The sequence below is a fragment of the Methylobacterium sp. 77 genome, assembly GCF_000372825.1.
Lineage (GTDB): Bacteria > Pseudomonadota > Alphaproteobacteria > Rhizobiales > Beijerinckiaceae > Methylobacterium.
The window spans coordinates 1,476,169-1,502,449 of the sequence record NZ_KB910516.1 but is presented as its reverse complement, the minus strand read 5'-3'; the positions used below and the strand labels follow the sequence as shown (position 1 = coordinate 1,502,449).

Here is a 26,281-nt window from a genome sequence, read left to right as displayed (position 1 = left end):
CGGTTCCGTCGAGGCCTTGTAAAGTGCGACCGCCGTCCATTCCTTGGCTTGCAACGAATCGGCAAGTCTAAAGCTCAAAGATCAGAATTTCCTACCCTGCCAAGACTCCCGCGGAGGCCACGACATCTGCGTCACCGACGCCCGGACGGTGGAATGCCGCGATCTCGCGGACCAGGTCGTGACGCTGCTCGTCCACGAGGGCGGAAAGAATGTCGTTCTTGTTTTTGTCGATCACCGACAGCAATCGAATGTGAGGATACGTACCCTCGAAAATCACCAACACCTCGTCCTGCGCATAGGAGTCAAAGGGATCGAGGCAATAATGATTGGCCATCCGACGCTCCACGTTAGTCTGACAAGGAATGGAAGTGCACTGTTTGAGCGTTTTCACGAAGATGGCTCAGGCTGCCCGCCGGCGTAGCAACGTCTCCCTCGTCGACGATGACCGCGTCGCAGAACGCAACCCTCGCCGCATGGCGGGGAGGTGCCTTATCCTCCGCTGCAAGCCGGCTCGAACACATGGCGATCTCCGTGCAACAGCCCCTCTCGCACGATCCGTTCGTGTTGGTCGTCCCAACGTTCCGGTCAGTCGTCTTGAAGCTTAGCGGAAAGAAGCGATCTGTCGCATCACCCATTTGGGGGGGATCGACAAACTCTCGGGAATGTCCGGATCGCCCATCGAGCGTATCGACATGTCGGTCGCCGCCTGGAAAACCCCGGCTCGGCGCCATGACATTGGCAGCATTCCATACCCGTAACGGCGGTACCGACTGGCATGACGGATCATCATATTGACAACTATAGTCTGAAAACGAACTATAGTCCGATGTGTCGGCTCAAGAGAATCATCAATCCCGTCTGACTGGACGTGTCGGTCTTGGCAAAGATCTGTTTCAGATGCGCTCGGGTCGTATGGATCGACATTTTGAGCCGATCCGAAGATTCGCTGACGCTGGAGCCCGCCACGAGAGCCTGGCAAAGCTCCGCTTCCCTCGGGGTCAGTCCGTATAGCGTTCTGAGGACGCCGCTATCCACCTTGCCACTCTCATTCAGATCACCGATCGTGAGGATGGCGCGGCAACCGTCGAAATATTCCAGACCGGCTTTGCGGAGAGGCTGGGCGCGAAGAACGAGGGGTCGACCGGCCGCCCTATCAACGATCACGGGCGCCAAGGCCGGTGATGCGACCTTCAGATCGGACCATAGGGCTGCCGCGATGTGAGACCGGAGCCTCGCCGTCGTCTCTGCGTCGGATGGAACGATGAGTTCGCCCCGTCGCACATCGAGGTCAGGGCCGAGGAACCGTTCCGCGCTGGCGCTGATCCGTATCACGCGCCCCGCCCTGCTCAAAAGCAGGCTCGGCGACCGCATGGTGTCCAGAGTGTCCGCGATACCGGTCAGCCGGGCCTCTCCGAGGCTGTGCGCAAGCTGAGCGGCGCGATTCAGCGGCGCGATCAGCCGGCGCAATGCGGCTTGTTCTTTGAGCGTATAGGGACCCTGCTCGATGGTCCGCTGCAGCATCATGGCCCAGGCATCGCCGCCCGCTTCCACCATCAGGCCGGCCGACCATTGGAACCCGTGCCGCTTCAGGTAGTCCGCGTAGAACGGCTCGGACCGCATCGCTTCCGGTGTCGCATAATCCTGATCGACGAACAGACCGGTGGTCAGGAGCTTGGGAATCCCTTTCGCCCGGTAGTCATTCTGCCACCAGCCGCCGCGAAAATAGCCGTCCCCCAACGCTTCGAGACTGGCGCTGATCGGCAGGCCCGGCACGCGCCCCTTCAATGGAATGGCGACGACCCCTCGCGCTCCGGTCGCGGAGGCGATCCGGGACACCGTCTCCTCCCACCTGTCCGACCGAATCGCCGCATGGGTCAGGGAATTCTCGATGTCGCGGAGTGTCTCGTCATCGAGGTACATCGAAGCTCCTGGGTTGAATCAGGGGTTCTTTCACGACCGGACATCCATGCCACCCAGGGGCGTGCCCCATCGATTGCTCCTACACAAGTGGTGCCGAAGCGGATTGCCCATGCCGGTCCGCAAGTTGGAGGGAGATCGGGATCAAGTCACGGCGCCATGGAGGCGGTACAAACAAAGTAAGATGGCAACCTTCGCGCCCTGTCGATGACGACAGTGCCGAATTTTGCGGGCCGCGAAGAGCGTGACATGGGCGCAACGCGGAATTGATATCTTCCATACAGCGAAATCCGATGCACACAATTCCATGGAGCGGATCGATTCGCCCGATAGGCAGGGCCGTGCCGCGATCCGTGGGGCACGGAGCGTTCGCGAGTTCGACGTCGCCGGGGCGACCGACTCGGCGAGGTCGAGCGTGGCGATGGGCAACACCGGCAGAGCCGTCTCGAACCCGTCGCGCATCGTCGGCGGCGGTCGGCGATTGTCGCTCCGTCACGGAGTCCTATCTCATGCTCCGGCGGGTGTGGCGCTGTTTTTAGGGATCACCCGCGTTCAGGACGCGATGTGTCGATGCGAGGGGATGCATGAGCGAACGGAATGACCGGAGCCTCCTGCTCCTCGTGGGCGATGCGATCGGCGAGACACAGATCCTTCTCTCCAAGCAGATCGTCCTGTTTCAGGCCGAGATCGCGGCGGCGGTCAGGCAGATCGCTGTTCCGCTCTCGCTGTTCCTGATGTCGGCGCTCTTCGTCCTGGCGGGCTTGCTGGTGCTCCTGGTGGCGACCGTCAGAGGGCTGGCGCTCCTCCTCGGTTCGGACCTGATCGCGTCCCTGGTCGTCGGAGGCGCATTCGCCGCCGTGACGCTCGCTCTCTTCGTGGTCGGGTATCGCCTGATGTCCCTCTCGAATCTGGAGCCGATGCGGACGCGGCGCCAGTTCGCGCGGGATCGGGACGCCTGGAAAACCCGCTGATGCCGGTTCAGGAACGCGTCCCGTCTCCGGTTTCGCGGTTGTGGCCGAGGATCGACCGTTTCTCGATCACCGCCCCGTGCTCGTCGAAGCGATAGACCTGCATCTCGGCCGTCGCGAGATGGACATCCGCGACCTCGTCCGCGCCGATCCGGTCGAGATGCATGATCAGCGCCCGCAACGAATTGCCGTGCGCCACGAGCAGGACCCGCTTGCCCGCCCGGACCTGCGAACCGATCTCGTCGCGATAGTACGGGATCAGCCGGTCGGCGGTCATCGCGAGGCTCTCGCCTCCCGGCGGAACCGCATCGAAGGATTTCCGCCAGGTGCGGACCTGCTCGGCGCCCCAGCGCTCCTGGGATTCCCTCTTGTTCAACCCGGCGAGCTGCCCGTAATCGCGCTCGTTCAGCGCGGTGCTCCGTCGAACCGCGAGGTCCGTCTGTCCGAGTTGCGCCAGGATGAGGGCCATCGTGCGCCGTGCCCGCGTCAACTCGCTGGTGAAGGCGAGGTCGAAGGAGAATCCGAGCTCCCTCAACCGGCGACCGGCAATCTCCGCCTCCTCGACGCCGCGTCCCGTCAGATCGGGGTCCCGGATGCCGGAGAAGAGATCGCGCTCGTTGTCGAGGCTTTGTCCGTGACGGACGATGACGAGCGTGCGGGCCTGAACGGGCATTCGGGAGCAAGGTCCAAATTGAAGAGGGTCGAGTGAAAGTCTCGCGGGCGCGGCCGCCCTGTGGGGTTCCGCTGCGTCAGCGCTTCCGGCTGCCGCGCGGACCGGTGACGACCGGAGTATTGGCCCGGTTCTCGTCGAGGAGCTTGCGCCACCGGGTCAGCCGCTCGGGGTCGAGGCTGCCATCGGCGACCGCGGCCTGAACGGCACAGCCGGGCTCGTGGGCATGGGTGCAGTCCCGGAACCGGCACGAGGGGGCCAGTTCGACGATCTCGGCGAACAGGGTGTCGATGCCGTCCGCGGCGTCGCTGACATGCAGCGTGCGCATCCCCGGCGTATCGATGACCCAGCCGCCGCCCGCGATGGCGTGAAGCGAGCGCGCCGTCGTGGTGTGGCGCCCCTTGGCATCGTGTTCGCGGATTCCCCCGGTTTCCTGCGGAAGTTCCTGATCCGGGCCGGCGAGTGTGTTGACCAGGGTCGACTTCCCGACCCCCGAGGAGCCGACGACCGCCACGGTCAGGCCCTCGCCGCACCACGGGGCGAGGATCGCCACGGCGTCTCGCAGGCGCGGATTGACCATCACGACGGCGAGCCCGCGCTGCAAGTCGGCGGCCTGCCGCCGGAAGGTCTCGGCATCGGGGGTCAGATCGGCTTTGGTCAGGACGATGACCGGATCGGTCCCGCCCTGATTGGCGAGCGCCAAGTAGCGCTCCAGCCGGGCGATGTTGAAATCCGCGTTGCACGAAGTGACGACGAACAGGGTATCGACGTTGGCGGCGGCCAGTTGCAGCGGACCTCCGCCCTCGTTGCGCCGCTGCAGGACGCTCTTGCGCGAGAGCCGGCGACGCATCGTGCCGGTCTCGGATTCGACCAGTACCCAGTCGCCCACCGCGAAATCGCCGGTCTGGGTATGGACCGGAAGCACGAGACCGACGGGACCGGCGAGGGACAGGGCGGTCAGGCGGGAGCGGTGGACGGTCGCGATCCGCATCGGCACGAGATCGGCCTCGGCCGGCTCACGCTGCTCCTCGAAGAAATCGGACCAGCCGAGACGGAGGGGTCGCACGGGGTTGGGGGCGCTGAGATCATCTGTCACGCGGGAAGCCATGACAGGGCCTCGCGGGAATGACCAGCGCGCGGGGACAGCATGTCGACGGATGCGCGTCCCCTTGCTCACCGGCGGCAAGATGCGGATCATCGGCGGACAGATACCGGTGATCGGCGGCAAGATGCCGGCCTTCGGTGGCAAGATGCCGGTCTTCGGCGGGACAGATTCGAGCGGTGGGTGAGGCGATGTCGAAACTGGACGAGAAACGCGAGGAGATCGCGGCCCTGATCGCGCTGGAACTCGGCCTCGGCGAGCTCGCCGGGTTGAGCGAGGCGGAGCGTGCGGCGGTCGACCGGCAGACCTCGGAGACGATCGAGGGCTGCGCCCCCGATGCGGACGCGCCGGCCGATTGCGAGGAGGCGGGCTCGCAACTCCGGCTGCGGCTGCGGGAATACCGTGCCCTGACGGAATTGCGGACGGACGAGGCGAATGCGCGGCTGGCGGAAGAGGGAGAGGTCTTCAGCCGCGAAGACGACGCCTGACGATCGCAGGCGTTGCGAGGGGGAAGGTCGAGCAAGGCAATTAGTTTCTAACAATCCGGTTCGCGCTCCGCTCTAACCGTCGTGGTCCCCCCGGTTCTCATCGAACCGCCGGGTACGACCAGGAGGAAGCGATGGCGGCAATCCCGCGCGAGATCAGGCTGACGGAGGGGGCCCGGCGCCTCGACGTCCAGTGGGAGGACGGGACGACCTCGTCCCTGTCGGCGGCGACCCTGCGCGCCGGGAGCCGCAGCGCCGACATGGTGCGCGCTGCCGTCGATGCCTTGCCCCCGGCCTTAGCCGCCGACCTCGCGATCCGCGATGTCCTCCCGGTCGGCGCCTACGCGGTGAATCTCGTGTTCTCCGATGGCCATGATCGCGGGATCTTCCCCTGGCCCTACCTGCGCGCGCTGGCCGAGCGCGCCGACGCGCGCATCTGAGGCCTGCCATGGACGAGATTCACGACGCGACCTCCGAGGTCGCCTGCGACGTGCTGGTGATCGGCGGTGGCACGGCCGGCCCGATGGCAGCCCTGAAGGCGAAGCTGCGCAACCCGAAGGCTCGGGTCGTCCTGCTGGAGAAAGCCAACGTGAAGCGCTCGGGCGCGATCTCGATGGGCATGGACGGGCTGAACAACGCCGTCATTCCGGGCTACGCCACGCCGGAGCAGTACACCAAGGAAATCACCATCGCGAATGACGGCATCTGCGATCAGGCGCCGGTCTACAAATACGCCGAGCGCTGCTACGACATCATCCAGGAACTCGACCGTTTCGGCATCCGATTCCAGCGCGACGGAAACGGCGATTACGACGTCAAGAAGGTGCACCATCTCGGCACCTACGTCCTGCCGATGCCCAATGGCGAGACGGTGAAGAAGGCGCTCTACCGGCAGTTGCGCAAGGCGCAGGTTCTGATCTCGAACCGTTTCATGGCGACCCGGCTCCTCAACGCCCCCGATGGGTCCATCGCGGGCGCCGTGGCGGTCAACACCCGCAGCGCCGAGTTCCTGGTGATCCGCGCCAAGGCGGTGATCCTGTGCCTCGGCGCCGCCGGCCGCCTCGGCCTGCCGCAATCGGGATATCTCTGGGGAACCTACGAGAACGCCACCAATTCCGGCGACGGCTATAGCATGGCCTACCATGCGGGCGCCGGGCTCGCGAACCTCGAATGCTATCAGATCAATCCGCTGATCAAGGATTATAACGGCCCGGCCTGCGCCTATGTCGCCGGTCCATTCGGGGCTTACACCGCCAACAACGAGGGCAAGCGCTTCATCGAGTGCGATTACTGGTCGGGCCAGATGATGCAGGAATTCTACAACGAGTTGCAGAGCGGCAAAGGGCCGGTCTTCCTCAAGCTCGATCATCTCCATGCCGACACGGTCGGTGAGATCGAGACAATCCTGCACAAGGTCGAGCGGCCCTCGCGGGGGCGCTTCCACGAAAACCGCGGCACGAATTATCGCAACCGGATGATCGAGATGCACATCTCGGAGGTCGGATTCTGCTCGGGCCACAGCGCCTCGGGCGTCTTCGTCGACGAATTCGCGCGCACCACCGTGCCGGGGCTCTACGCGGCCGGCGACATGGCCAACGTGCCTCACAGCTACATGCTCGGCGCCTTCACCAACGGAGCCATCGCGGGCGAGGACGCCGCCGATCGGGCGGCGCAGATCGACTGGCCTGAGATCTCGCAGGACGACATCGCCCACGAGCGCGACCGGGTGCTGGCTCCGACCCGACGCGAGGACGGCATCCCGCCGAACCAGATCGAATACAAGACCCGGCGCTTCGTGAACGACTACCTGCAGCCGCCCAAGGTGACGGCCAAGATGGAGATCGGCCAGCGCCGTTTCGCCGAGATTCGCGAGGATCTGGAGACCCGCATGGTCGTCCGGGACAGTCACGAGTTGATGCGGGCGCTGGAAGCCTCGTCCATCCTGGACTGCGCCGACATGGCGGCGGCGGCCTCGCTGTACCGCACCGAGAGCCGCTGGGGCCTCTATCACAACCGCACGGACCATCCGGAGAAGAACGACGCGGATTGGTTCTGCCACACCATCCTGCGCAAGGACGAGGGCCGCATGGTCAGCGAGAAGCGCCCCGTCACCCCCTACATCGTGCCGATCGCGGAGGACGAGCGCGGCGCCTACGACCGCCAGCGCGTCCGCAAGCAGGCCTGAATACAAGGCCGAGAAGGAACCTCGCGATGCCCCTCGCCCACGCCCCGAGCACGGTGCCCGTCACCGTGGATGAGTCCAAATGCATCGCCGACAAGGGCTGCAGCGTCTGCGTCGATGTCTGCCCCCTCGACGTGCTGCGGATCAGTGACCTGACCGGGAAGGCCTACATGAAATACGACGAGTGCTGGTACTGCATGCCCTGCGAGACCGATTGCCCGACGGGCGCCGTCAGCGTCCAGATCCCCTACCTGCTGCGGTGATCACGATGGCCGCGACCGATCCCTTCGAGGAATTCGGCGACGTCGCCGAACTCGCCCTCGGCCTCGCCGATCCCGATCCGGCGGTGCGCCGGGTCGCCGTGCTAGGGCTCGCGGAGACCGCGGACCCGGACGCGATCCCGCATCTCGCCGATGCCGTCACCGACCCGGATGCCGGAATGCGCCGTCAGGTAGCCGAAGCCCTCGGAGGCTTCGATGGCCCGGCGACGGCAGCCGCGCTGGCCATCGCCCTCGCAGATCCCGATTCCAGCGTGGCGGCGGCGGCGGCCGAGAGCCTGACCGAGTTGAAGGATCCGGCCGCCGGCGCGCCGTTGCTGCACCTCGTGAGGCATCCGGACGCCTTCGTGCGCGCCGCGGCCCTGAGAGGCCTGCGCAATCTCCGCCTCGCGGATTCCCTCGGTCCCGCCGTTGCGGCGTTGGGCGACCCGGAACCCGTGGTACGCGCCCAGGCGGTCGGCGTGATCGCCTACCTCAAGCGCGAGGAAGCACTGCTCTCTCTCATCGGAGCCACGCGCGACCCGGATGCCGAGGTCCGGCGGGCGGGCGTCGGTGCACTCGCCTTCTCCCGCCATGGCCATGCCGTCGATGCGATCGCGGATGCACTCGGCGATGCCGATTGGGGAGTGCGCGAGATCGCGGCGGATGCCCTTGGACGGACAGGGCAGGGCGGCCGCCACGCCGCTCTGCGCGACGCGCTCGGCGATGACTATTGGCAGGTGCGCCAGAAAGCCCTGCGCAGCCTCGGCAAGCTGAAGGAGCGACGCGCCGTCGCCGCGATTCTTGCCATCCTCGGCGATGAGCGGGCGGCCCTGCGCAAGGAGGCCGCGGCGGCGCTGGGGGAGATCGCCGACCGAGAGGCGCGCGCGGGGCTCGAGGCCATCGCGGAGGATCCCGATCCCGAGGTGCGCAAGACCGCGCGCTGGGCCCTCGACCGGTTGCAGGCCTGATCCCGGACCTCGATGAGCGCGACTCGTCGAGGTCTGCCCGCGCGGCAGTTTTCGCCCGACGAACCTTACTGGGCCTGGCATGAGGCGTCAGCCCTCGGTCAGCACGATCTCCTGCAGCCGTCCCGGTCGCAGCAGGCGGATATGCGCCTTGTCGACCGCGACGATCCCGTCCTGCTGGAAGCGCTTGAGCATCATCGTCACCCATTGCCGGGTCGAGCCGACGAGCGCGGCGATCTCGTCATGGGTGATGCGGCGATGGATCACCACCGTGCCCCCCTCCTGTGTCCCATAGAGATCGCCGAGATTGATGAGGAGTTGGGCCAGGCGCTCGATCACCGAGCGGGTGCCGAGCATCTGCGCCATCGCGGTATAGCAGCGGCCCTTGGCCTCCAGCGCCGCGATCAGGCAGAGGGCGAAGCCCGGCATCTGGCGGATCAGGCCGCGCAGGGTCGCGCTCGACAGGACCGTGACGCGCACCGGTTCGATGGCGATCCCCGACCATTGGTGGGAGCCGCCGCAATGGATGCTCGGGCCGCCGACGAAATGGCCCGGCGTCCAGTAGGCGAGCGTCACCTGGCGACCGGACGGACCGGAATAGAAGACGCGGACACGCCCCTCCTCGATGAGGAAGATGCCGGCATGCGGCGCCCCTTGGGTGAACACGCTCTCTCCCGGCGCGAGGGTCAGAGATCGACCCGCCGCCCGCACCCGGGCGGTCTCCGCCGCGGTCAGGCCATCGAGGAAGTTCGCGCCGTCGTCGAGCCCGTCGATGGTCTCGCTGAGAAAGAGCGCACTCGCGATCAGAGTGGCCGGTTTACGGGATTCGGGCTGTGCGATCGCCGCCGAAGACATCATGGACATTGCTCTCGGGCGATCGGTACGGCGGGGAATCGACCGTGACGCGAGGGGTCACGCTGCAACGCGATTATCCGATCGGGGCGGTCTGGAGCAATTCCAAATCAAGCTCTCGCGACAACAGGAATTTCTATTCTTGCCTAATCGAAGAGATATTATTTTCGTCGCGTCGAAAAAGCTTCGCTTCACCTCAAGACATCTCGCCCGAATGAAATTAATTGCTCGCCGCAATGCGGTCGGACGCCGCTAGATGGGTCCGTCGCTGCGGCTTCGAGGTGCCGACCGGATGCCGGTCCGGACCCGAATGGCGGCGACCTTCCACTCCGATGGAGACCGACGCGTGACTCACTCCAGCCCGCTCGCCCGAAACCTCACCCGCACGGTCGCCGCTCTCCTCCTCACCGGCACGGCCCTCGGCGCTGCTCGGGCGGAGACGATCCGCATCGCGGTCGGCACCCAGGATACCACGATCAATTGCGCCACCGGCGGTTTGCTGATCCGCGAATTGAAGCTTCTGGACAAGTTCCTGCCTCGTGACGGCAAGTACAAGGATGTGACTTACGCCATCGAATGGCGCAATTTCACCAGCGGCGCGCCGCTCACCAACGAGATGGTCGCCGGCAAGCTGGATCTCGGGGCCATGGCCGATTTTCCCGGCTCCCTCAACGGATACGCCTTCGACAAGGCCGGGCGCAGGAGCCTGTTCATCAGTGTGCTCTCGGGCAGCGTGAAGGGCAGCGGCAACGGCATCGTGGTGCCGAAGGAATCGCCCGTTCAGCAATTTGCCGACCTGAAAGGAAAGACCATCTCCGTACCCTTCGCCTCCACCGCGCATGGGCTGCTGCTCAGGGCCGTGAAGGCGCAGGGATGGGATCCGGCGCGGGACGTGACCATCATCACCCAGGCGCCGGAGGTGGCGGGCTCGGCGCTCCTCGCCAACAAGATCGACGCTCACGCCGACTTCGTGCCCTTCGCCGAACTGTTTCCCTGGCGCGGCTTCGCCCGCAAGATCTACGACGGCTCGCAGGCCGGCGCCCCGACCTTCCACGGCGCGCTCGTCGATGCGGATTACGCCGAGACATATCCGGAGATCGTCACGGCCTATCTGCGGGCGGGAATCGAGGCGGACCGCATCATCGCCGCCGAGCCCGAGAAATACGCGGAGTTGATCGAGAAGGTCACCGGGATCGAGGCGGAAGTCGCCTACCTGTTCCATGGCCCCCTCGGCCTCCAGACCCGCGACGTCACCTGGAAGCCGGAATACCGTCAGGCGGTGAAGACCTCGTTCGAGACCCTGAAGCTTCTGAAGAAGGCCGATTCCGACATCGATCTCGATCGGTTCGTCGATGACCGCTTCATCCGGGCCGCTGCGGCGCAGGCCGGCGTCGACTACGAGGTTCGCCTCAGGGATTACGCGCAGACGCCGCTGGTCGCGGCGGATGCGGGGACCGGGCAGCCGATCACCGATCCCACGCGGGTGGCGCAGGTCTGGATTCGCGGTGAGCCGAAGGTCTGGCATTACGCCTCGCCGGAGGCGGCCTTCGCAGGCCTTGCCAAGGCCGAGCGCGAGGGACGTGTCGCCCGCGCCTTCTACGCCCAGGACCGGCAGTCGGGGATCAAGCTCCTGGCGACCCAGGCCTGGTTCGTGCGCGATGCCGACAAGCGCCTCGACGCCTTCCTGCTCAAGGGCGACGCCGAGGCCTACGCCGCGCGGCACGGCGGCGAGGTGATCGACTTCGCCGCGGCGCGCTCCGGCGGCGCGCGGCTGAGCGCCCGGTGAGCGCCTCTCTCACGGATTCCCTCGGGTCGCCGGTGACCCGCCCGGGGGTGGCCGGAAGAGGACGTCGACGGGCGCGGCTTCGCTACCCCGGACGGCGTCTCGCCCTGCGAGCCGCTTCCCTCGCCGCGAGCCTGGCCCTCTGGCATCTGGCGGCCAGCGGCAAGGTCGATCTCGGCTTCGTCAGCTTCCGCAACGTGCCGACGCCCATCGAAGCCGCACGCGCGGCCCTGGCCCTGGTCCGATCGCCCGCGCTCTGGCCGCATCTCGGAGCGAGCCTCACGCGGGTCCTTCTGGGCTTTCTGGCGGCGCTGGCCGCGGGGATCGGCCTCGGGCTCGCCATCGGCCGTTCCCCGCTCGCGAGCGACCTCCTGCTTCCACCGCTGGAGGTGCTGCGCCCGATCCCCGCCGTCGCCTGGATCCCCCTGGCGATCCTGATGTTTCCTTCCTCCGAACTGTCGATGGCGTTCATCACCTTCACGGGCGCGCTGTTCCCGATCCTCCTCAACACCATTCACGGCGTCGAGAACGTCAGCCCGCGGCTCGTCGCATCCGCCCGCAGCCTCGGCGCGGGCTGGGGCGCGATCCTGCGCGAGGTGATCCTGCCCGGCGCGACGCCGAGCATCGTCACGGGTGCCGCGATCGGCATGGGAACGGCCTGGTTCTGCCTCGTCACCGCCGAGATGATCTCGGGTCAATACGGGATCGGTTACTTCACCTGGGAATCCTATACGCTGCAGAACTACGACGACATCGTCGTCGGCATGCTGCTGATCGGCTTGCTCGGGATGGGATCGAGCCTGCTGGTGCGCCGGATCGGTGCGCTGATGACGCCCTGGGTCGCTGCGGGAGGCGGACGATGAGCGCGGCGGTCGCGGCCGGGATCACGGAACCGCCAGCCTCGTTCGGCGGCCATGTCGCCATGGCGGGCGGCACCATCCGGCTCGGCCGGGGAGCCGCCGCCTTCGATGTCGTCGAGACCATCGATCTCGATATCGCGCCCGAGCAGTTCGTCTGTCTCCTCGGTCCCTCGGGCTGCGGGAAATCGACCTTGCTCGGTGCCGTCGCCGGGCATCTCGCCCTGCATCGCGGCAGCGTCGGCCTCGACGGGCAGGCCATCACCGGTCCACACCCGGATCGCGGCATCGTCTTCCAGCATCACACGCTGTTTCCCTGGCGCAGCGTGATCGACAACGTCGCGTTCGGCCTGAAGATGAAGGGCGTTCGAAAACGCGCTCGCCTGGACCAGGCCCGCGATTTCCTTGCCCAGGTCGGGCTCGCCGGCTTCGAGGATCGCTATCCGGCGGAGCTTTCGGGAGGGATGCAGCAGCGCGTCGAGATCGCCCGCGCGCTCATCACCCGCCCCCGCGTCCTATTGATGGACGAACCTTTCGGCGCCCTCGATGCGCAGACCCGCATGACGATGCAGGAGCTTCTGCTCAAGGTCTGGAGCCAGCATCGCACGACGATTCTCTTCGTGACCCACGATATCGACGAAGCGATCTTCCTCGCCGACCGCATCCTCGTCATGACGCCGCGACCGGGTCGCATCCTCGACGATCTCGCCATCGATTTCGCTCGCCCGAGGCAGCGCGATCTGGTCGCGGATCCGGAATTCAAGAGCCTGAAGCACTATTGCCTGAAGCTGCTGCATTCCGACCCGAACAGTCTGCCGCTGCCGCGCCTCACGCCCATCGGCGTTCCGGGGAGGCACGGAGCGACCTGAGGCGAGGATGCGCCGCGCTGCCCGTCCGGTTCAGGCGAGACGGCAGGCGACCGGGTGCCCCGTCTCCGCGATCGCTCGACCGCGACGTGGAGGACGTCACGTCGCGGATGCCGTCTCCGTCAAGGATCCTGTCTTGGCCGGGACCGGCGCGCCGTCGAGCCTCACCCGGCTCCAGTCGATCCGAGCCATAGCGTCAAGCCGTTCCAGCAGAACCCGATGCATGCCCGTCCAGACCCCCGCCTTTTGCCAATCCCGCAGGCGGCGCCAGCAACTCATGCCCGAGCCACAGCCCATCTCGGCCGGCAGCATCTCCCAGGGCAGGCCGGAACTCAGGACGGACAGGATGCCGGTCAACGCGGCGCGGTCACCGATGGGCGGACGACCGCCCTTCGGACGGGGGCGGGGAGGGGGAACCAGCGAGGCGATCTCGTTCCAGAGATCATCGGTGAGAAGGGACGAGCCGGGCCAGACCGACGTTAAAAACGATGTCTCGCGCAGGTCCGTTCGACACCCTGAATCAGGATCAAGTAATGGTCGCCATGGCACGATGGCACAACTTGACCCGAAAGATTCCACCGAGTCCATGAGCACCTCCTGCTGCAAGAACACCGATTCCTCAAGTTTAATGATAAATCCGCGCCCCATCAATGGCGGCAGCAACAGCAGACAATCGGATCGGCCGAATGAAGCGTCGTCGTTCCGCTCGCAGCACAGCGAAGCCAGCGATCCCGGTGCCGTCCACGTCGCCGCCGAGACGGGAGATCGACCACGACAAGACCGGGCTATATTCACCTGCACCGGCGATGTGCGCCCCGAACCGGGGCAGCAATCGTCACGACCTGAGACGCAGCCGATACGCGTAGGCGTCGCCACGAAAGAGCCCTTCGACATACTCGATCATCCGGCCGTCGCGACCGTATGAACGGCGCTTGATCAGCAGGCATGGGAGCGGCACGGAGAAGCCGAAGATCGCGCATTCCTGCGTCTCCGGCGAAGCGGCCTCGATCGTCTGTTCGCAATCGACCAGGGGGGCACCGCATTCGACGAGACGGGCGTAGATCGACCCCGACAGATCTCCCTCCGCCAGATCCGGGGCAGCGCCGAGATCGTACCAGGCCTTCTCCACCGACAGAGGCATGCCGTCGCCCATGCGCACGCGCACGAGCCGCAGGAAGCGGGCTGCGGAGGCGAGGCCGAAGATCGAGGCGATGGACCGGTCCTCGCCGACCGATTGTTCGAGAACGCGCGAGGAGGCGACGCGGCCAAGCTCGTGCATCTCCTGCGTGAAGCCCTTGAGGCGCTCCATGCCGGGCTCGACGCGGCGGAAGCCATCCTCGACGAGATAGCCATGACGCCCATGAGCGCTCACCAACCCCTGGATGCGCAGGGCGTCGTAGCCTTGCTGGACGGTCTTTCGGCTGACTCCGAGGTCGAGCGCCAGCTTGCGCTCGGCGGGCAGGGTGGTGCCCGGCGCAAGCGTGCCGTCGACGATCATGGCCCGGAACTGGTGCTCCAGCTGCCGATACATCGGTAGCGCCGTGTCGTTCTGTATTCGGAGTGTCCCGAAAAGGCTTGGTGTTTTGGTCAATGCAGCAGCATCGTGTCGAGGGCGTGCGGACGGGGCACGTCACGGTCAACGTCGCACATGATGTTACATCAGACGAGCCACGCGAGAAGCGCCTTTGTGCTCGGGAGTTTCGTCGCGGCGGGCACGTTCCATGTCGACCGGCTTCCGCGCCCAGGCGAATCGCTCATCGCCTCCTCCTTCGCCTGGGATGCCGGCGGCAAGGGGTTCAACGTCGCCGCCGGTCTGAGCCGGCTCGGAGTTCCCGTGGAGGGCCTGATTCCGATCGGAACCGATCACCTCGGGACACTGGCCGAGGCCGCGCTCGAGCGAGCGGGGCTGTCCGCCTCAATGCTGCGTCTCCATCCCGGCAGCACCGGCATCGGCGTGGCCTTCGTCGGAGCCGATGGCGAAAATTGCCTGGCGATCCAGCCGGGTGCGAACCGGCTGCTGTCGCGGGAGGCCGTCCGTTCGGCGGCGGCCGGCATCACCTCCGCAGCCATGGTGCTCGCCCAGTTCGAGATCGGCGACGATCCTGTCGCCGAAGCCTTTGCGATCGCGCGGAGCGCCGGCATCCCGACGCTTCTCAATGCATCGCCGTTCCGGATGCCGACCGACGAGATCCTGGCATCGACCACCATCCTCGTCGTGAACGAAACCGAGGCCGAGGCTCTTCTCGGTCCGCGGCTTCCGCAAAAAGCCGGCCTCGCGGTCCTGCGCGCGGAGGCGACACGCCTCGCGGACGTGCTGTTCGAGCGAGGCGTCGAAGCGCTCGTCATCACCTTCGGCGCGGAAGGGGCGAGGATTGTCCTGGCAGGTTCGACGGTCCTGGATCAGCCGGCCTACCCGGTCGACGTGGTCGACACGATCGGCGCCGGAGACGCGTTCACCGCCGGTCTGGCGGCCAGCCTCCTCGCGGGCCGGCCCTGGGATGCGAGTTGCCGGATGGCTGCCGCCTGTGGCGCCATCATGGTGGCGCGCCACGGTGTCCTCGACGGCCTGCCGACCCAGGCCGAGGTCACGGACTTCCTGCGCGCGCATACGCCCATGACGGAGGGTTCCGTCCCGTTCGACCTTGCATCGCCGGCAGCCAAGCATCGGCCGAAGGGATAGTGATCAGGGCAATAGGGAATGCGCCGTGTAAGAACATCGGTTCCGGATGAGTTTTTCGACGCTTCTCCCAGAGCACAAAACCTTTATTTCTGCCGTTATCTCGGCTATCAGTTCACTGCCGCATGAGTATTGGTGAACACGCCGATTATATGGGGACTTCCATGTTATTGCGCGCAGTCCGAATTGTTGTTTCGATTGCCTAGATCTGCCACCATCGGCTTTCGAGCATGGCGATGGAGCGATCGACCCCTGCTTCACAACCGATCCGTTCATCCAGGGTTCTTCGCAGGAAGCCTGCTTCCGAAATACTATCGCGCCATGCCCCAGCGGCGGACGGTGAGCCGCTCGAAGGCCGCGAACACGATGTTCTCGACGACGAGGCCGATGACCACGACGAGGACGAGGCCGGCGAAGACGCGGTCGGTGTAGAGTTCGTTGCGGTTCTGGAAGATGTACCAGCCGAGTCCGCCGCGTCCCGAGGCGGCGCCGAAGACGAGTTCGGCCGCGATCAGCGTGCGCCAGGCGAAGGCCCAGCCGATCTTCAGGCCGGACAGGATCGCCGGCAACGCGGCGGGGATCAGGATCTGAACGACGTAGGACGGCCCGCGCAGGCCGTAGTTGCGCCCCGCCATGCGCAAGGTTTCGGGCACACCCTGAAAGCCCGCATAGGTGTTGAGCGCCATCGGCCACAGCACCGAGTGGATGAGTACGAAGATCAGGCTGCCCGAACCGAGGCCGAACCAGAGCAGGGCCAGAGGCAGCAGCGCGATCGCCGGCAGCGGATTGAACATCGCCGTCAGGGTCGAGAGCAGGTCGCGGCCGAACTGGGTCGAGACGGCCAGCGTCGTCAGCAGGAAAGCCAGCACGATGCCGACGAGATACCCCTGCAGCAGCACGACGAGGGAGATGCGCACCCGGTCCAGCAATTCGCCGTTCACCAGTCCATCGACCAGGGCCGACATCGTGTCGACGAAGCCGGGCAGCAGCAGATCGTTGTCCTGCCAGCGCGCCAGCCCCTCCCAGATGAGGGCGAGGGCGACGAGGATCAGACCCTTGCGCAGCCAATCCTGCTGCCAGAGCCGGGCCGAGAGCGGCAGCGCCCGCTCCACCGGCAGCTCGACGAAGGGGGGAAGCACATGGTCGTATTCCGGTCGGACCGGCGGGACGAGAGGCCGGTTCGCGAGACTGGCATTGGTCATGCGGTCGCCCCCGTGACTGCGGCGGTCTCGGGAGCGGTCTCGAACAGGCGGGAGTGCAGGCGTTGCACCGCGTCCTGGAAGTCGCGGCTGCCGATGCTGGTCAGATCGAAGGCATGGCTGTTGAACTCGGCCCGGACCCGGCCCGGATGGGGCGAGAGCAGCGCCACCCGGTTTCCGACCACGAGGGCCTCCTCGATGGAATGGGTGACGAAGAGCAGGGTGAAACGGGCCTCGTCCCAGAGGGACAGTAACTCCTCCTGCATCCGGCGCCGGGTCAGGGCGTCCAGAGCGGCGAAAGGCTCGTCCATCATCAGGACCTTCGGCTGCATCGCCAGTGCCCGCGCGATCGCGACGCGCTGCTTCATGCCGCCGGAGAGCTGGTGCGGGTAGCTGTCCGCGAAGGGCGTCAGCCCGACCTTGTCGATGTAGTGGCGCGCCCGGTCCATCGCTTCGCGCCGGCCGAGGGACCGCGCGGCGCGTAAAGGGAAGGCGACGTTCTGGGCCACCGTCTTCCAGGGCGGCAGCTGGTCGAATTCCTGGAAGACGACGATGCGGTCGGGCCCCGGCTCGCGCACGGGCACGCCGCCGAGGGTGATCTCACCCTCGACGGGGCGGATGAAGCCGGCCGCCGCCTTGAGCAGGGTGGACTTGCCGCAACCGGACGGCCCGAGCAGGACGAAGCGATCCGCCTGATGGATATCGAGGTCGATGCGATGGGTGGCGCGCACCACCCGCTCCGGCGTGCGATATTCCAGTGTCACGCCCTGGATCCGCAGCAGCGGGATCGCCTCGGCTGCGACGGAGGAACGGGCACGCGCGTCCTCGCGCCGCGTGGAACCGCGCGAGCGGGATTCCGGCAGTTCGGTGATGGCGAAATCGGAACGGGGAGCCACGGCGATCATGGTGTGCAGGCTCAGCTGCCGCTGCTGATGCGCGGGTCATCGAAGAAGTAGTCGCCTATCGCCAGCGGCTCCGCCTTGATCGCGCCGACCCGGTGCATGAACTTGCCGAGCCCGATCGTGTTCTCGGGCGTGACCTTGAAGGTCACGGCCGGGTTCGTGATGATCTTGGTCAACAGCGCCGGGTCGAGCTTGCTGTTGTTGATCCGAAGATAGATCTCGGCCGCCTTCTCGGGGTTCTCGGTGATGAACTTCGCCGCATCGTCGAGGGCGTCGAGGAAGGCTTTGTAGGTCTTCGGGCTGTTCTTGTAGAACTTGTCGGTGGCGTACAGCACGGTCGAGGAGGCCGGGCCGCCCTGAACGTCGTAGGAATTGAGGACGATCCGGGCCTTCGGGTTCTCGGCGAGCTCCTGCTCCTGGAACGGCGGGTTGCCGAAATGACCGGAAATCTCGGTGCCGCCCTTGATGATCGCGGCCGCCGCTTCCGGATGCGGGACGGCGACGCTGATCTTGTCGAGCCTGGCGAATTCCTTGTCGCCCCATTGCTTGGCCGAGGCCAGCTGAAGAATCCGCGCCTGAACCGAGACGCCGACCGCCGGCAGCGCGATGCGGTCCTTCTCGGTGAAGTCGGCGATGGTCTTCACGTCGGGATTGTTGGTCACGAGGTAATACGGGAAATTGCCCAAGGACGCGACGCCCTTGACGTTCTGCCGGCCCCTCGTGCGGTCCCACAGGGTGAAGAGCGGGCCGACACCGGCACCGGCGATCTCGATATTCCCCGACAGCAGCGCATCGTTGACGGCCGGGCCGCCCGACAGCTGGACGTACTCCACCTTGATGTCGAGGCCCGCTTGCTTGCCGTGCTTCTCGATGAGCTTCTGGTCCTCGACGACGTTGAGGAGCAGGTAGACCACCCCGAATTGCTTGGCGATGCGCAGTTGGCCTTCATTGGCGGCGACATTGCCGACGGTCGCCACGGACAGCGCGAGCCCTCCGAGGAAAGCCACGGCCTTCCGGCGCGAGACGGGATGGCGTCGGTCGGTCATGGAAAAGCCTGTTGCAGAGTTCGGCTCCGAGACTTGAAGCCGGGACTTGAAGAGGCCTGCAAATCTGCCCGCCGAAGACCGCATCGTCAATGAAATCGTCCTCTTTATAGAACAGCACGGAGAGACGATTCGTCTCCAAACCAGGACTTTTGCTAAAATAATTCGGCTCTTTGCTTTGCCGCGAACGATAATGACGCTTTGGCCGGATGACATGAAGAGAGCGAAGGCCGATGCGCAGCGCGGATCGTTCGTTTTACGAGACGTTAGCCAATGGGATCAGGCCCGGCGGACGCGCCGGTTGAGGCGGGCGGCGAAACGCTCGCCGATGGTCTGGACCGCCTGAACCAGGATGATCAGCACGACGACGACGGCGAGCATCATCTCGGGGCGGAAGCGCTGGTAGCCGTAGCGGATGCCGAGATCGCCGAGGCCACCGCCGCCCACCGCGCCGACCATGGCCGAGTAGCCGAGCAGGGACACCACCGCGAGGGTCAGGCCGAGAAGGATGCCGGGAAGCGCCTCCGGTATCAGCACCTTGCGGATGATGGCGAACGGACCGGCGCCGAAGGCACGCGCCGCCTCCACGAGGCCGGTATCGACCTCGCGGATCGCCGCCTCCACGAGGCGGGCGATGAAGGGCGTTGCCGCCACCGTCAGCGGGACCGTGGCCGCCCACAGCCCTATGGAGGTACCGGCGACGAGCCGGGTGAACGGGATGATGGCCACTACCAGGATGATGAAGGGCGTCGAGCGGGTGGCGTTGACGACGAGCCCCAGCACGCCGTTGAGCCAGGGCGCGGCGAGCAATTCCCCGCGCCGGCTCGTCGCCAGGAAGACGCCGAGAGGCAGGCCGAGCAGCGTCCCGAGCAAGGCCGCCACGGCCACCATGGCGAGGGTATCGCCCGTGGCCTGGAGCAGCAGGCGGATCATCTCAGGCGACACGGCGATCCTCCACGCTGTGGGCCGGCAGGTAGCCGAGGAGATCGGAGACGAGCCCGTGGGCATCGAGGAAGACGCGCGTCCGCGCGACGACATCCGGCCCCGCGGGCAGACTGACCGCCAGGGAGCCGAAGGGTCGTCCGGCGATCTCGTCCACGGTGCCGGACAGGATGTTGGCCTCGATGCCGGTCTCGCGCGCGAGGCGCGCGATGATCGGGTCGTTGGCGTGAGCGCCGCGGAAGGCGATGCGCAGAATCGCGGCGGCGCCGGGGACCGGTCGGGCCTCGATCCGCGCGCTGAGCGCCGCCGGCAGCGTCAACCCCATCTCGCCCGCCAGCAAAGTCCGCGTCATCTCCGCCTGCGGCCGGGTGAAGACCTCGAACACGTCGCCCTGCTCGACGATGCGCCCCGCCTCCAGCACGGCGACGCGGTCCGCCACCGCGCGGATCACCGACATCTCGTGGGTGATGAGCACGATGGTGAGGCCGAGATCGCGATTGATGCGGCGCAGGAGCGCCAGGATCGACCGGGTGGTCTCGGGGTCGAGGGCGGAGGTCGCCTCGTCGGAGAGGAGGACGCTCGGTCCGGTAGCCAGCGCGCGGGCGATGCCGACGCGCTGCTTCTGTCCGCCCGACAGTTCGGCGGGATAGCGGTCGCGCTGGTCTTCCAGTCCGGTCAGGGCCAGCAATTCCTCGACGCGGGCGCGGATCGCGGCCTTGCCACGCCCTTCGATCTCCAGGGGCAGGGCGATGTTGCCGAAAGCGGTGCGCGACGAGAGCAGGTTGAAATGCTGGAAGATCATGCCGATGCCGCGTCGCACCTGGCGCAGGGCGCGCTCATCGAGGGACGAGACCTCCGCATCCCCGACCCGGATCCTGCCGGCACTCGGGCGCTCCAGGCCGTTGATGAGCCGGATCAGGCTCGACTTTCCGGCACCCGACCGACCGATCACCCCCAGCACCGAACCGGCCGCCACCGACAGGTCGATCTCGCTCAGCGCCGCGACACCGGCGCCGTCACGGGTCGAGTAGGTTTTCGCCACCCGCTCGAAACGGATCAGCGCGTCCGGCGATGGCGGGACGGCATCGCCACGGCGCTCGTTCTGAATTGCAGGCACTCACCAAACCTCGTGGACCCGGCACGCGCTTTCACGATGCGGAACGACCAGAATGATTATCGGTTATGCTCCGTTTTTATGGACTATACTTGGAGCGTTCAATGGAATCGATTGTCGAATTGTTCGCCGATCGGACAAGATCGATCCCCGCGATGGCGCTGCGAGGGAACGATCGTCCTGGCGACGATCCGTTCCGCGCCGGGGCGGCATGCCTCACCCGAGGCACGGAGATCTCGGCATCATCCGACCGGCCGGGCTCGATCCGGAAAATCGCGTTGCCAAACACGCGTTTCGGGGAAAGCCCTGTCGGACTCTCACAAGAAATCGGAAATCCATTCCGTTGATCGCGAGCGCCGAATACGGTCCAATGAAGATGATCGATAGCGCTGCGAGCGTCTTTCTCTGTCGCCACAAACCTTGATCCTGTGCTTCGCGTTCTCCCCCGAGCGCCCATTCGGACCCCGTCTTCATGTCGTCTGACACATTGCGCGAACCGCATCGGTCATCGAGCCGGCGCGGTTTCCTTCGGCTGGCCGGCGGCGCGGCGGGCGGGATCGGCATCGCGACGGCCGCCCGGAGCCTGGAATCGGACGATCCCCTGGCCGTCCCGGAATGGAGCCGTACACCCGGAGCGCCTGTGGCATCGCCGCCCTATGGACGGCCATCGCCTTACGAAAATCTGGGTCGCAGATCGCGGACGCCGCCGACCTTTCCGGGCGCCGCCTCCACCGGCACGCCGCTCCAGCACCTCCATGGGATCATCACGCCCAATGGCCTGCATTTCGAGCGCCACCATGCCGGTGTGCCGGCCATCGACCCGGAGCGCCACCGGCTGGCGATCCACGGCCTCGTTGAACGGCCCCTCATCCTCACCATGGAGGATCTGGTGCGGATGCCCTCGGTCTCGCGCATCCACTTTCTCGAATGCTCGGGCAACACGCCGTGGCTCGGGGCCAAGCCGGGCTGGACCCTCCAGGAAAGCCACGGCCTCCTCTCCTGCGCCGAATGGACCGGTGTCGAACTGGCGACCCTGCTCGACGAGGTCGGGGTGAAGCCGGGGGCCGCGTGGATCCTGGCGGAAGGGGCGGATGCGGCCGGCATGACCCGGAGCATCCCCCTCGACCTCGCGCGGGACGGCGCGATCCTGGCCTACGCCCAGAACGGGGAGCGGCTCCGCCCGGAACAGGGCTATCCGCTGCGGCTGTTCGTGCCGGGGGTCGAGGGCAACCTCAGCATCAAGTGGCTGCGCCGGCTCAAGGTCGGAGACCAGCCGTTCCAGACGCGCGAGGAGACCTCGAAATACACCGACCTGATGCCGGATGGCTCGGCACGCCAGTTCACCTTCGCGATGGAAGCCAAATCGGTCATCACCTCGCCATCCGGCGGCGAGCGGCTGCGCACACCCGGCTTCCATGAGATCCGTGGTCTCGCATGGACGGGACGCGGACGGATCACGGGCGTCGAGGTCTCGACCGATGGCGGAACGCGATGGCAGGCGACCACCCTCGAGGGACCGATCCTGCCGCGCTGCCTCACCCGGTTCCGGCTACCCTGGCGCTGGGAGGGCGGCCCCGCGCATCTCCTCAGCCGGGCGACCGACCAGACGGGCTACGTCCAGCCGCCGCGCGAAACGCTGGTCTCGATCCGGGGCACCCAATCCTTCTACCACAACAACGCGATTGCCGGCTGGCGTATCGCCGCCGAGGGAGGCGTGAGCCATGCGGTTTAACGGCCTCGGTCTTCTCGCCTGCCTGATGGCGACGGGGGCCGCCGTGGCGGATCCCTCCGGGCCTGTCTCCCTGGCACGGACCGGAACCGGCCAATTGGGGATCGGGCGCCCGGCGCTTCCCGCCATCCTGGGGGCCTGGGACATCGACGTGCGGGCCGACGGGCAGGGGCTTCCGGCCGGCCACGGCAGCGTGCGCGAAGGGGAAGCGCTGTTCGGCGCGCGCTGCGCCGCCTGCCACGGAGCACTCGGAGAAGGAGGCACGGCGGACAAGCTCGCCGGCGGCCAAGGCAGCCTCGCGACGGGAAAGCCCGTCCGGACAGTGGGTAGCTTCTGGCCCTATGCCACCACCCTGTTCGATTACATTCGCCGCGCCATGCCCTACGACGCGCCGCAATCCCTGAGCGCCGACGAGACCTACGCGCTCAGCGCCTATGTCCTGCATCTCAACGGCATCCTGCCGGAGGGGGCGGATCTCGACGCCGCCTCGCTGCCGACGGTGCGGATGCCGAACCGGGACGGCTTCACCGCCGATCAACGGCCCGACATTCCCGTGCCCGCACGCGTCGGTCAGGCGCCCCGCACCCGGATCACCGAACCGCGATAGCGCTCGCAGATGAAGCCGGCGATCTGGGTCGATTGCAGCAGGGATGAGAGCCGGACGATGCGCGCGTCCGGGGCCAGGGCCTGCGTCGTGACGAGCACGTTGGCGTAGGGGTTGCCCTCCGCCCGCTCGAGCGCGAGGGAATCCCTGGCCGGGTCGAGCCCGGCTTCGAGGGCGTAGTTGCCGTTGATCACCGCCAGGGCGACGTCGTCGAGGGAGCGCGGCAGTTGCGGCGGCGCCACCTCGACGAAGCGCAGGGATTTCGGGTTCTCGGCGATGTCGCCGGCCGTGGCGAAGGTGCCGTCACCGCCGGGCCGGAGGCGGATGGCGCGCCGCCGGCAGGACGAGCTGTGGGAGCTGGTGCCGGTGGAGTACAGCCTCGCGGGCACGCTTCAGATCGAACCCGAACGGCTCGACCTCGACAAGCCCCTGCCGGATGCCCTGTCGCTGCCGGCCAATGCCAATCACACCATGTTCCAGGGCACCGTGGCCCTCGCGCGCCGGGACAATCTGACGGTGCGCGAGCTTCTGCGGGCGCTCAGTGGCGGTGTCGGCCACCGCATCATCGTCGGCACCCCGGAGCAGGTCGCAGACGATATCGAAGCGTGGTTCCGGGCCGGCGCCGCCGATGGCTTCAACCTGATGCCAGACGTGCTGCCGGACGGGTTGGAGACCTTGGTCGACGCCGTGGTGCCGATCCTCCGGAAGCGCGGCCTGTTCCGCACCGAGTATACAGGCACGACCCTGCGGGATCATTTCGATCTGGACCGGCCCGCGAGCCGCTACGCCGTGGCCGAGGCGGCCCCAATCTCGGCCTGAGTGACCGATCCGTGTCCGGCGGGGGATCGGGGAAGGGCCATTCCTTCCCCGCGCAGCTACCAGACCGGCTCGAGGAAGCCCTTGTAGGTCCGGTCGATGTAATCCCGCACCTCCGCCGAGCGGAAGCTGCGGATGAAGGCGGTGAGACGCGGATCGTCGCGATTGTCGGGGCGGGCGACGAAGCTGAGCGTGTAGCGCCGGTCGCCGACGCCATCGGTGATGAGGGAGGTCTTCGGGTCGCCGCCGGCCGCGATCAGGTAGGTGAAGCTGACCTGGGCCAGGGTCACGTCGTCCATGGCGCGCGGCAATTGCGCGGCTTCGAGTTCGAGGATGCGCAGATGCTTCGGGTTGGCGACGATGTCGGCGACGGAGGCCTCGTCGCCGACCCCCGGTTTCAACGTCAGGAGCTTGGCGGTCTCGAGGAGGCGCAGCCCCCGCGCCGCGTTGACGGGATCGTTGGCGATCGCCACCGAGGCTCCATCGGGGACTTTGTCGAGGCTGGTCACCGTCTTCGAGAACAGTCCGACCGGCAGGACCATGGCGCCCTCCACCGGCACAAGCTTGTAGCCTCGGGCACGGATGGCGCTCTGGAGGTAGGGCACGTGCTGGAACAGGTTGGCGTCGATATCGCCCGAGGCCACCGCCTCGTTGGGCGTCACCCAATCGGTGAACTCGACGATCTCGACATTCTGACCCTGTTTTCGGGCGAGATCGGCGGCAAAGGCCAGCGTCTGCCCGACGGGGCCAGGCGTCGCGCCGATGCGCAGGGGCTTTTCGGCATAAGCGGGGCCGGTCGCCAGGGCGAGCATGAGGGCCGCGAAGCCGAGGAGGCTGCGGCGGGCACGGAACGGGGGCATCGTGGAGCCTGCTGTCGGGGGAAGGAGAATGGAGGACGGCGTCAGGCGGCGGAGGCGCGAGCCTCGGCGCCGGTCCGGCGGAAGCGGGCGCCCGGATGGGTCGCCTTCAGATGGGCGCCGCCATCGGGAAACAGCTTTTCGCGGAGCGTGCCCTCGCGGTAGCGGGTCTTGAACGCGCCGCGCTCCTGCAATTCGGGCACGACGAGATCGACAAAGGACTCGATCGTCTCCGGCGCGACGGCGCGGTTGAGGTTGAAGCCGTCGATATCGGCCTCGTCCGCCCAGGCCAGCAATTCGTCGGCGACCTCGGAGGGCGAGCCGACGATGAAGGGCGTCCGCGCGCCGCGCGGCCCGAACTCGGCGAAGTCGGTGCGGGTGAAGGGGCGTTCGCCCGGAAGCGTCAGGTTCTCGAGCAACGACTGCATGGCGTTGGTCTTGACGTAGGCGAGCCCTTCATGGGGATCGAGCTCGGACAGGTCGATCCCGGTCCAGCCCGAGACGAGGGCGAGCTGGCCTTCAACGTCGAGATATTGCGCATACTCGTCGCGCAGGTCGAGCGCCTCGGCCCGCGTGGGCGCGACGATCACGGTAGCCCCGAGGAACATCCGGATATCGTGCGGATCACGGCCGGCCTCCTTCGCCGCCTGTCGCGTGCCGCGGACCGCCCTCGCCGCGATCGCCCTGGTCTGGCCGTTCAGGAAGATGCTCTCGGCGTGGCGGGCGGCGAAGAGGCGCCCGCGTGAGGAGGCTCCGGCCTGGTAGAGCACGGGGGTCCGCTGCGGCGACGGTTCGCTGAGGTGTTGCCCGTCGACCCGGTAGTTCGGTCCGTCATGGGTGACGCGGTGAACCTTGGCCGGCTGCGTGAACAGGCCGCCCGCGCGGTCGCGCAAGGCCGCGCCGTCCTCCCAGCTTCCCTCCCAGAGCTTGTAGGCGGCCTCCAGGAAATCCTCGCCGGCATCGTAGCGCGCATCGTGCTCGCGGGCCTGCGTCAGGCCCATCCCGCGCGCGCCGCTCTCGAGATAGCCGGTGACGACGTTCCAGCCGATCCGACCGCCGGTGAGGTGATCGAGGGTCGAGACCCGCCGGGCGAAACTGTAGGGATGCTCGTAGGTGAGGTTCGCCGTCACCCCGAAGCCGAGATGCGTCGTGGCATGGGCCATGGCGGGCACGAGCAGGAACGGATCGAGGTTCGGCGCCTGTGCCGCCCGGGCGACGGCGGCCTCCGGGCTGGCGCCGTAGACGTCGTAGATCCCGACCACGTCGGCGAGGAAGATCCCGTCGAACAGGCCACGCTCGGCGGTCCGGGCCAGGGAGACCCAGTAATCCAGGGTATTGTACCGCGCCGCCGTATCGCGCGGATGCCGCCACAGGCCGGCCCAGGTATGGCCCGGCGCTCCCATCTCGAAGGCGTTCAGCCTCAACTCGCGGCGTGTACTCATGACGATCCAGACAATGCGGGGCAGCTTTGGGGTGCGATCGGGACTCTGT

Annotated in this window: 27 protein-coding genes and 2 pseudogenes; 14 read left to right on the top strand and 15 right to left on the bottom strand. The window is 66.9% G+C overall.

What is annotated here, in order from left to right; all coding sequences use genetic code 11:
• Positions 1–91: 91 nt before the first annotated feature.
• Positions 92–334 carry a hypothetical protein gene (locus A3OK_RS0107105; RefSeq protein ID WP_019904250.1) on the bottom strand — a complete coding sequence of 81 codons (243 nt, stop codon included), beginning with the start codon at positions 332–334 and terminating at the stop codon, positions 92–94.
• Between the two features lie 482 nt (positions 335–816).
• Positions 817–1,836, bottom strand: a complete 1,020-nt coding sequence (locus A3OK_RS0107100) for a helix-turn-helix transcriptional regulator (RefSeq protein ID WP_245259327.1) — start codon at positions 1,834–1,836, stop codon at positions 817–819.
• Positions 1,837–2,501: 665 nt separating this feature from the next.
• On the opposite strand from A3OK_RS0107100, the gene A3OK_RS0107095 reads away from it, so the two are divergent.
• Positions 2,502–2,888: a phage holin family protein gene (locus tag A3OK_RS0107095; protein WP_019904248.1), complete on the top strand. Its 387-nt coding sequence runs from the start codon at positions 2,502–2,504 to the stop codon at positions 2,886–2,888.
• Positions 2,889–2,895: 7 nt separating this feature from the next.
• Here A3OK_RS0107095 and A3OK_RS0107090 read toward each other — a convergent pair whose 3' ends face one another.
• Together A3OK_RS0107090 and rsgA are read right to left on the bottom strand one after the other, a co-directional pair.
• Positions 2,896–3,558: a 2,3-bisphosphoglycerate-dependent phosphoglycerate mutase gene (locus A3OK_RS0107090; RefSeq protein WP_019904247.1), complete on the bottom strand. Its 663-nt coding sequence runs from the start codon at positions 3,556–3,558 to the stop codon at positions 2,896–2,898.
• A 76-nt stretch (positions 3,559–3,634) separates the two neighbouring features.
• A complete protein-coding gene (gene rsgA, locus A3OK_RS0107085) occupies positions 3,635–4,651 on the bottom strand; it encodes a ribosome small subunit-dependent GTPase A (RefSeq protein ID WP_245259326.1) in 1,017 nt (338 codons plus the stop codon).
• Positions 4,652–4,712: 61 nt separating this feature from the next.
• On the opposite strand from rsgA, the gene A3OK_RS24710 reads away from it, so the two are divergent.
• From A3OK_RS24710 to A3OK_RS0107055, 6 genes are all read left to right on the top strand, one after another.
• On the top strand, positions 4,713–4,844 hold the full coding sequence (locus A3OK_RS24710) for a hypothetical protein (protein WP_019904245.1): 132 nt from the start codon (positions 4,713–4,715) through the stop codon (positions 4,842–4,844).
• A gap of 4 nt (positions 4,845–4,848) precedes the next feature.
• Positions 4,849–5,145, top strand: a complete 297-nt coding sequence (locus A3OK_RS0107075; RefSeq protein WP_019904244.1) for a hypothetical protein — start codon at positions 4,849–4,851, stop codon at positions 5,143–5,145.
• A 131-nt stretch (positions 5,146–5,276) separates the two neighbouring features.
• Positions 5,277–5,582 (top strand): DUF971 domain-containing protein, encoded by a 306-nt coding sequence (locus tag A3OK_RS0107070; RefSeq protein ID WP_019904243.1) that lies wholly within the window; start codon positions 5,277–5,279, stop codon positions 5,580–5,582.
• 8 nt (positions 5,583–5,590) lie between these two features.
• Entirely contained in the window at positions 5,591–7,327 is a 1,737-nt protein-coding gene (locus tag A3OK_RS0107065) for a fumarate reductase/succinate dehydrogenase flavoprotein subunit (RefSeq protein WP_019904242.1), read from the top strand.
• 26 nt (positions 7,328–7,353) lie between these two features.
• A complete protein-coding gene (locus A3OK_RS0107060; RefSeq protein ID WP_019904241.1) occupies positions 7,354–7,587 on the top strand; it encodes a ferredoxin family protein in 234 nt (77 codons plus the stop codon).
• 5 nt (positions 7,588–7,592) lie between these two features.
• The gene (locus tag A3OK_RS0107055; protein ID WP_026597015.1) at positions 7,593–8,552 is read left to right on the top strand and encodes a HEAT repeat domain-containing protein; all 960 of its coding nucleotides are present in this window, start codon (positions 7,593–7,595) and stop codon (positions 8,550–8,552) included.
• A gap of 87 nt (positions 8,553–8,639) precedes the next feature.
• Here A3OK_RS0107055 and A3OK_RS0107050 read toward each other — a convergent pair whose 3' ends face one another.
• On the bottom strand, positions 8,640–9,404 hold the full coding sequence (locus A3OK_RS0107050; protein ID WP_026597014.1) for a Crp/Fnr family transcriptional regulator: 765 nt from the start codon (positions 9,402–9,404) through the stop codon (positions 8,640–8,642).
• A 343-nt stretch (positions 9,405–9,747) separates the two neighbouring features.
• On the opposite strand from A3OK_RS0107050, the gene A3OK_RS0107045 reads away from it, so the two are divergent.
• Genes A3OK_RS0107045 through A3OK_RS0107035 form a run of 3 tightly spaced genes read left to right on the top strand, consistent with a single transcriptional unit; the run spans position 9,748 to position 12,910 of the window.
• Positions 9,748–11,187, top strand: coding sequence for an ABC transporter substrate-binding protein (locus A3OK_RS0107045; protein ID WP_026597013.1), 1,440 nt, complete (start codon positions 9,748–9,750; stop codon positions 11,185–11,187).
• 47 nt (positions 11,188–11,234) lie between these two features.
• Positions 11,235–12,047 (top strand): ABC transporter permease, encoded by an 813-nt coding sequence (locus A3OK_RS0107040; RefSeq protein ID WP_245259417.1) that lies wholly within the window; start codon positions 11,235–11,237, stop codon positions 12,045–12,047.
• Positions 12,044–12,910 (top strand): ABC transporter ATP-binding protein, encoded by an 867-nt coding sequence (locus A3OK_RS0107035; RefSeq protein ID WP_019904236.1) that lies wholly within the window; start codon positions 12,044–12,046, stop codon positions 12,908–12,910. The genes A3OK_RS0107040 and A3OK_RS0107035 overlap by 4 nt, the downstream gene beginning before the upstream one ends.
• A gap of 126 nt (positions 12,911–13,036) precedes the next feature.
• Here A3OK_RS0107035 and A3OK_RS22445 read toward each other — a convergent pair.
• Together A3OK_RS22445 and A3OK_RS0107025 are read right to left on the bottom strand one after the other, a co-directional pair.
• A pseudogene (locus A3OK_RS22445) lies at positions 13,037–13,408 on the bottom strand (transposase); the annotation flags it as partial.
• Between the two features lie 334 nt (positions 13,409–13,742).
• Positions 13,743–14,438, bottom strand: coding sequence for a GntR family transcriptional regulator (locus tag A3OK_RS0107025; protein ID WP_019904234.1), 696 nt, complete (start codon positions 14,436–14,438; stop codon positions 13,743–13,745).
• Positions 14,439–14,555: 117 nt separating this feature from the next.
• Here A3OK_RS0107025 and A3OK_RS0107020 point away from each other — a divergent pair, with 117 nt between their 5' ends.
• Positions 14,556–15,587 carry a ribokinase gene (locus tag A3OK_RS0107020; protein WP_051092909.1) on the top strand — a complete coding sequence of 344 codons (1,032 nt, stop codon included), beginning with the start codon at positions 14,556–14,558 and terminating at the stop codon, positions 15,585–15,587.
• A gap of 308 nt (positions 15,588–15,895) precedes the next feature.
• Here A3OK_RS0107020 and A3OK_RS0107015 read toward each other — a convergent pair whose 3' ends face one another.
• The 5 genes from A3OK_RS0107015 to A3OK_RS0106995 all read right to left on the bottom strand — a co-directional run bounded on the left by A3OK_RS0107015 (position 15,896) and on the right by A3OK_RS0106995 (position 20,787).
• On the bottom strand, positions 15,896–16,786 hold the full coding sequence (locus tag A3OK_RS0107015; RefSeq protein WP_019904232.1) for an ABC transporter permease: 891 nt from the start codon (positions 16,784–16,786) through the stop codon (positions 15,896–15,898).
• Positions 16,783–17,688 (bottom strand): ABC transporter ATP-binding protein, encoded by a 906-nt coding sequence (locus A3OK_RS0107010; protein WP_019904231.1) that lies wholly within the window; start codon positions 17,686–17,688, stop codon positions 16,783–16,785. Before A3OK_RS0107010 ends, A3OK_RS0107015 begins: the two co-directional genes overlap by 4 nt.
• A gap of 11 nt (positions 17,689–17,699) precedes the next feature.
• Positions 17,700–18,731, bottom strand: coding sequence for an ABC transporter substrate-binding protein (locus A3OK_RS0107005; RefSeq protein WP_019904230.1), 1,032 nt, complete (start codon positions 18,729–18,731; stop codon positions 17,700–17,702).
• Positions 18,732–19,007: 276 nt separating this feature from the next.
• Positions 19,008–19,673: a methionine ABC transporter permease gene (locus tag A3OK_RS0107000; protein WP_026597012.1), complete on the bottom strand. Its 666-nt coding sequence runs from the start codon at positions 19,671–19,673 to the stop codon at positions 19,008–19,010.
• Complete coding sequence (locus A3OK_RS0106995; protein WP_019904228.1) at positions 19,663–20,787, bottom strand: methionine ABC transporter ATP-binding protein; 1,125 nt, start codon at positions 20,785–20,787, stop codon at positions 19,663–19,665. The genes A3OK_RS0107000 and A3OK_RS0106995 overlap by 11 nt, the downstream gene beginning before the upstream one ends.
• 469 nt (positions 20,788–21,256) lie before the next feature.
• On the opposite strand from A3OK_RS0106995, the gene soxC reads away from it, so the two are divergent.
• Together soxC and A3OK_RS0106985 are read left to right on the top strand one after the other, a co-directional pair.
• Positions 21,257–22,516: a sulfite dehydrogenase gene (gene soxC, locus A3OK_RS0106990; protein WP_051092908.1), complete on the top strand. Its 1,260-nt coding sequence runs from the start codon at positions 21,257–21,259 to the stop codon at positions 22,514–22,516.
• Positions 22,506–23,120: a cytochrome c gene (locus A3OK_RS0106985; RefSeq protein ID WP_019904226.1), complete on the top strand. Its 615-nt coding sequence runs from the start codon at positions 22,506–22,508 to the stop codon at positions 23,118–23,120. Before soxC ends, A3OK_RS0106985 begins: the two co-directional genes overlap by 11 nt.
• On the opposite strand, the gene A3OK_RS0106980 is transcribed toward A3OK_RS0106985, so the two are convergent.
• Positions 23,084–23,506, bottom strand: coding sequence for a MetQ/NlpA family ABC transporter substrate-binding protein (locus A3OK_RS0106980; protein WP_245259325.1), 423 nt, complete (start codon positions 23,504–23,506; stop codon positions 23,084–23,086). The genes A3OK_RS0106985 and A3OK_RS0106980 overlap by 37 nt on opposite strands.
• On the opposite strand from A3OK_RS0106980, the pseudogene A3OK_RS0106975 reads away from it, so the two are divergent.
• A pseudogene (locus tag A3OK_RS0106975) lies at positions 23,445–23,936 on the top strand (LLM class flavin-dependent oxidoreductase); the annotation flags it as partial. The gene A3OK_RS0106980 and the pseudogene A3OK_RS0106975 overlap by 62 nt on opposite strands.
• A gap of 56 nt (positions 23,937–23,992) precedes the next feature.
• Here A3OK_RS0106975 and A3OK_RS0106970 read toward each other — a convergent pair.
• Both A3OK_RS0106970 and A3OK_RS0106965 read right to left on the bottom strand, forming a co-directional pair.
• A complete protein-coding gene (locus A3OK_RS0106970; RefSeq protein ID WP_019904223.1) occupies positions 23,993–24,793 on the bottom strand; it encodes a MetQ/NlpA family ABC transporter substrate-binding protein in 801 nt (266 codons plus the stop codon).
• A 41-nt stretch (positions 24,794–24,834) separates the two neighbouring features.
• The gene (locus A3OK_RS0106965; protein ID WP_026597011.1) at positions 24,835–26,232 is read right to left on the bottom strand and encodes an LLM class flavin-dependent oxidoreductase; all 1,398 of its coding nucleotides are present in this window, start codon (positions 26,230–26,232) and stop codon (positions 24,835–24,837) included.
• Positions 26,233–26,281 lie beyond the last annotated feature (49 nt).

What these genes read in the sequence shown, in the direction of transcription:
- A3OK_RS0107060 (WP_019904241.1), top strand. Translation starts at nt 7,354, where the DNA reads ATGCCCCTCGCCCACGCCCCGAGCACGGTGCCCGTCACCGTGGATGAG.
- A3OK_RS0106965 (WP_026597011.1), bottom strand. Translation starts at nt 26,232, where the DNA reads ATGAGTACACGCCGCGAGTTGAGGCTGAACGCCTTCGAGATGGGAGCG.
- A3OK_RS0107025 (WP_019904234.1), bottom strand. Translation starts at nt 14,438, where the DNA reads ATGTATCGGCAGCTGGAGCACCAGTTCCGGGCCATGATCGTCGACGGC.
- soxC (WP_051092908.1), top strand. Translation starts at nt 21,257, where the DNA reads ATGTCGTCTGACACATTGCGCGAACCGCATCGGTCATCGAGCCGGCGC.
- A3OK_RS0107035 (WP_019904236.1), top strand. Translation starts at nt 12,044, where the DNA reads ATGAGCGCGGCGGTCGCGGCCGGGATCACGGAACCGCCAGCCTCGTTC.
- A3OK_RS0107095 (WP_019904248.1), top strand. Translation starts at nt 2,502, where the DNA reads ATGAGCGAACGGAATGACCGGAGCCTCCTGCTCCTCGTGGGCGATGCG.
- A3OK_RS0107005 (WP_019904230.1), bottom strand. Translation starts at nt 18,731, where the DNA reads ATGACCGACCGACGCCATCCCGTCTCGCGCCGGAAGGCCGTGGCTTTC.
- A3OK_RS0106970 (WP_019904223.1), bottom strand. Translation starts at nt 24,793, where the DNA reads ATGCCCCCGTTCCGTGCCCGCCGCAGCCTCCTCGGCTTCGCGGCCCTC.
- A3OK_RS0107070 (WP_019904243.1), top strand. Translation starts at nt 5,277, where the DNA reads ATGGCGGCAATCCCGCGCGAGATCAGGCTGACGGAGGGGGCCCGGCGC.
- A3OK_RS0107010 (WP_019904231.1), bottom strand. Translation starts at nt 17,688, where the DNA reads ATGATCGCCGTGGCTCCCCGTTCCGATTTCGCCATCACCGAACTGCCG.
- A3OK_RS24710 (WP_019904245.1), top strand. Translation starts at nt 4,713, where the DNA reads ATGCGCGTCCCCTTGCTCACCGGCGGCAAGATGCGGATCATCGGCGGA.
- A3OK_RS0107065 (WP_019904242.1), top strand. Translation starts at nt 5,591, where the DNA reads ATGGACGAGATTCACGACGCGACCTCCGAGGTCGCCTGCGACGTGCTG.
- A3OK_RS0106985 (WP_019904226.1), top strand. Translation starts at nt 22,506, where the DNA reads ATGCGGTTTAACGGCCTCGGTCTTCTCGCCTGCCTGATGGCGACGGGG.
- A3OK_RS0107105 (WP_019904250.1), bottom strand. Translation starts at nt 334, where the DNA reads ATGGCCAATCATTATTGCCTCGATCCCTTTGACTCCTATGCGCAGGAC.
- A3OK_RS0107075 (WP_019904244.1), top strand. Translation starts at nt 4,849, where the DNA reads ATGTCGAAACTGGACGAGAAACGCGAGGAGATCGCGGCCCTGATCGCG.
- A3OK_RS0107015 (WP_019904232.1), bottom strand. Translation starts at nt 16,786, where the DNA reads ATGACCAATGCCAGTCTCGCGAACCGGCCTCTCGTCCCGCCGGTCCGA.
- A3OK_RS0107090 (WP_019904247.1), bottom strand. Translation starts at nt 3,558, where the DNA reads ATGCCCGTTCAGGCCCGCACGCTCGTCATCGTCCGTCACGGACAAAGC.
- A3OK_RS0107050 (WP_026597014.1), bottom strand. Translation starts at nt 9,404, where the DNA reads ATGTCTTCGGCGGCGATCGCACAGCCCGAATCCCGTAAACCGGCCACT.
- A3OK_RS0107055 (WP_026597015.1), top strand. Translation starts at nt 7,593, where the DNA reads ATGGCCGCGACCGATCCCTTCGAGGAATTCGGCGACGTCGCCGAACTC.
- A3OK_RS0107020 (WP_051092909.1), top strand. Translation starts at nt 14,556, where the DNA reads ATGATGTTACATCAGACGAGCCACGCGAGAAGCGCCTTTGTGCTCGGG.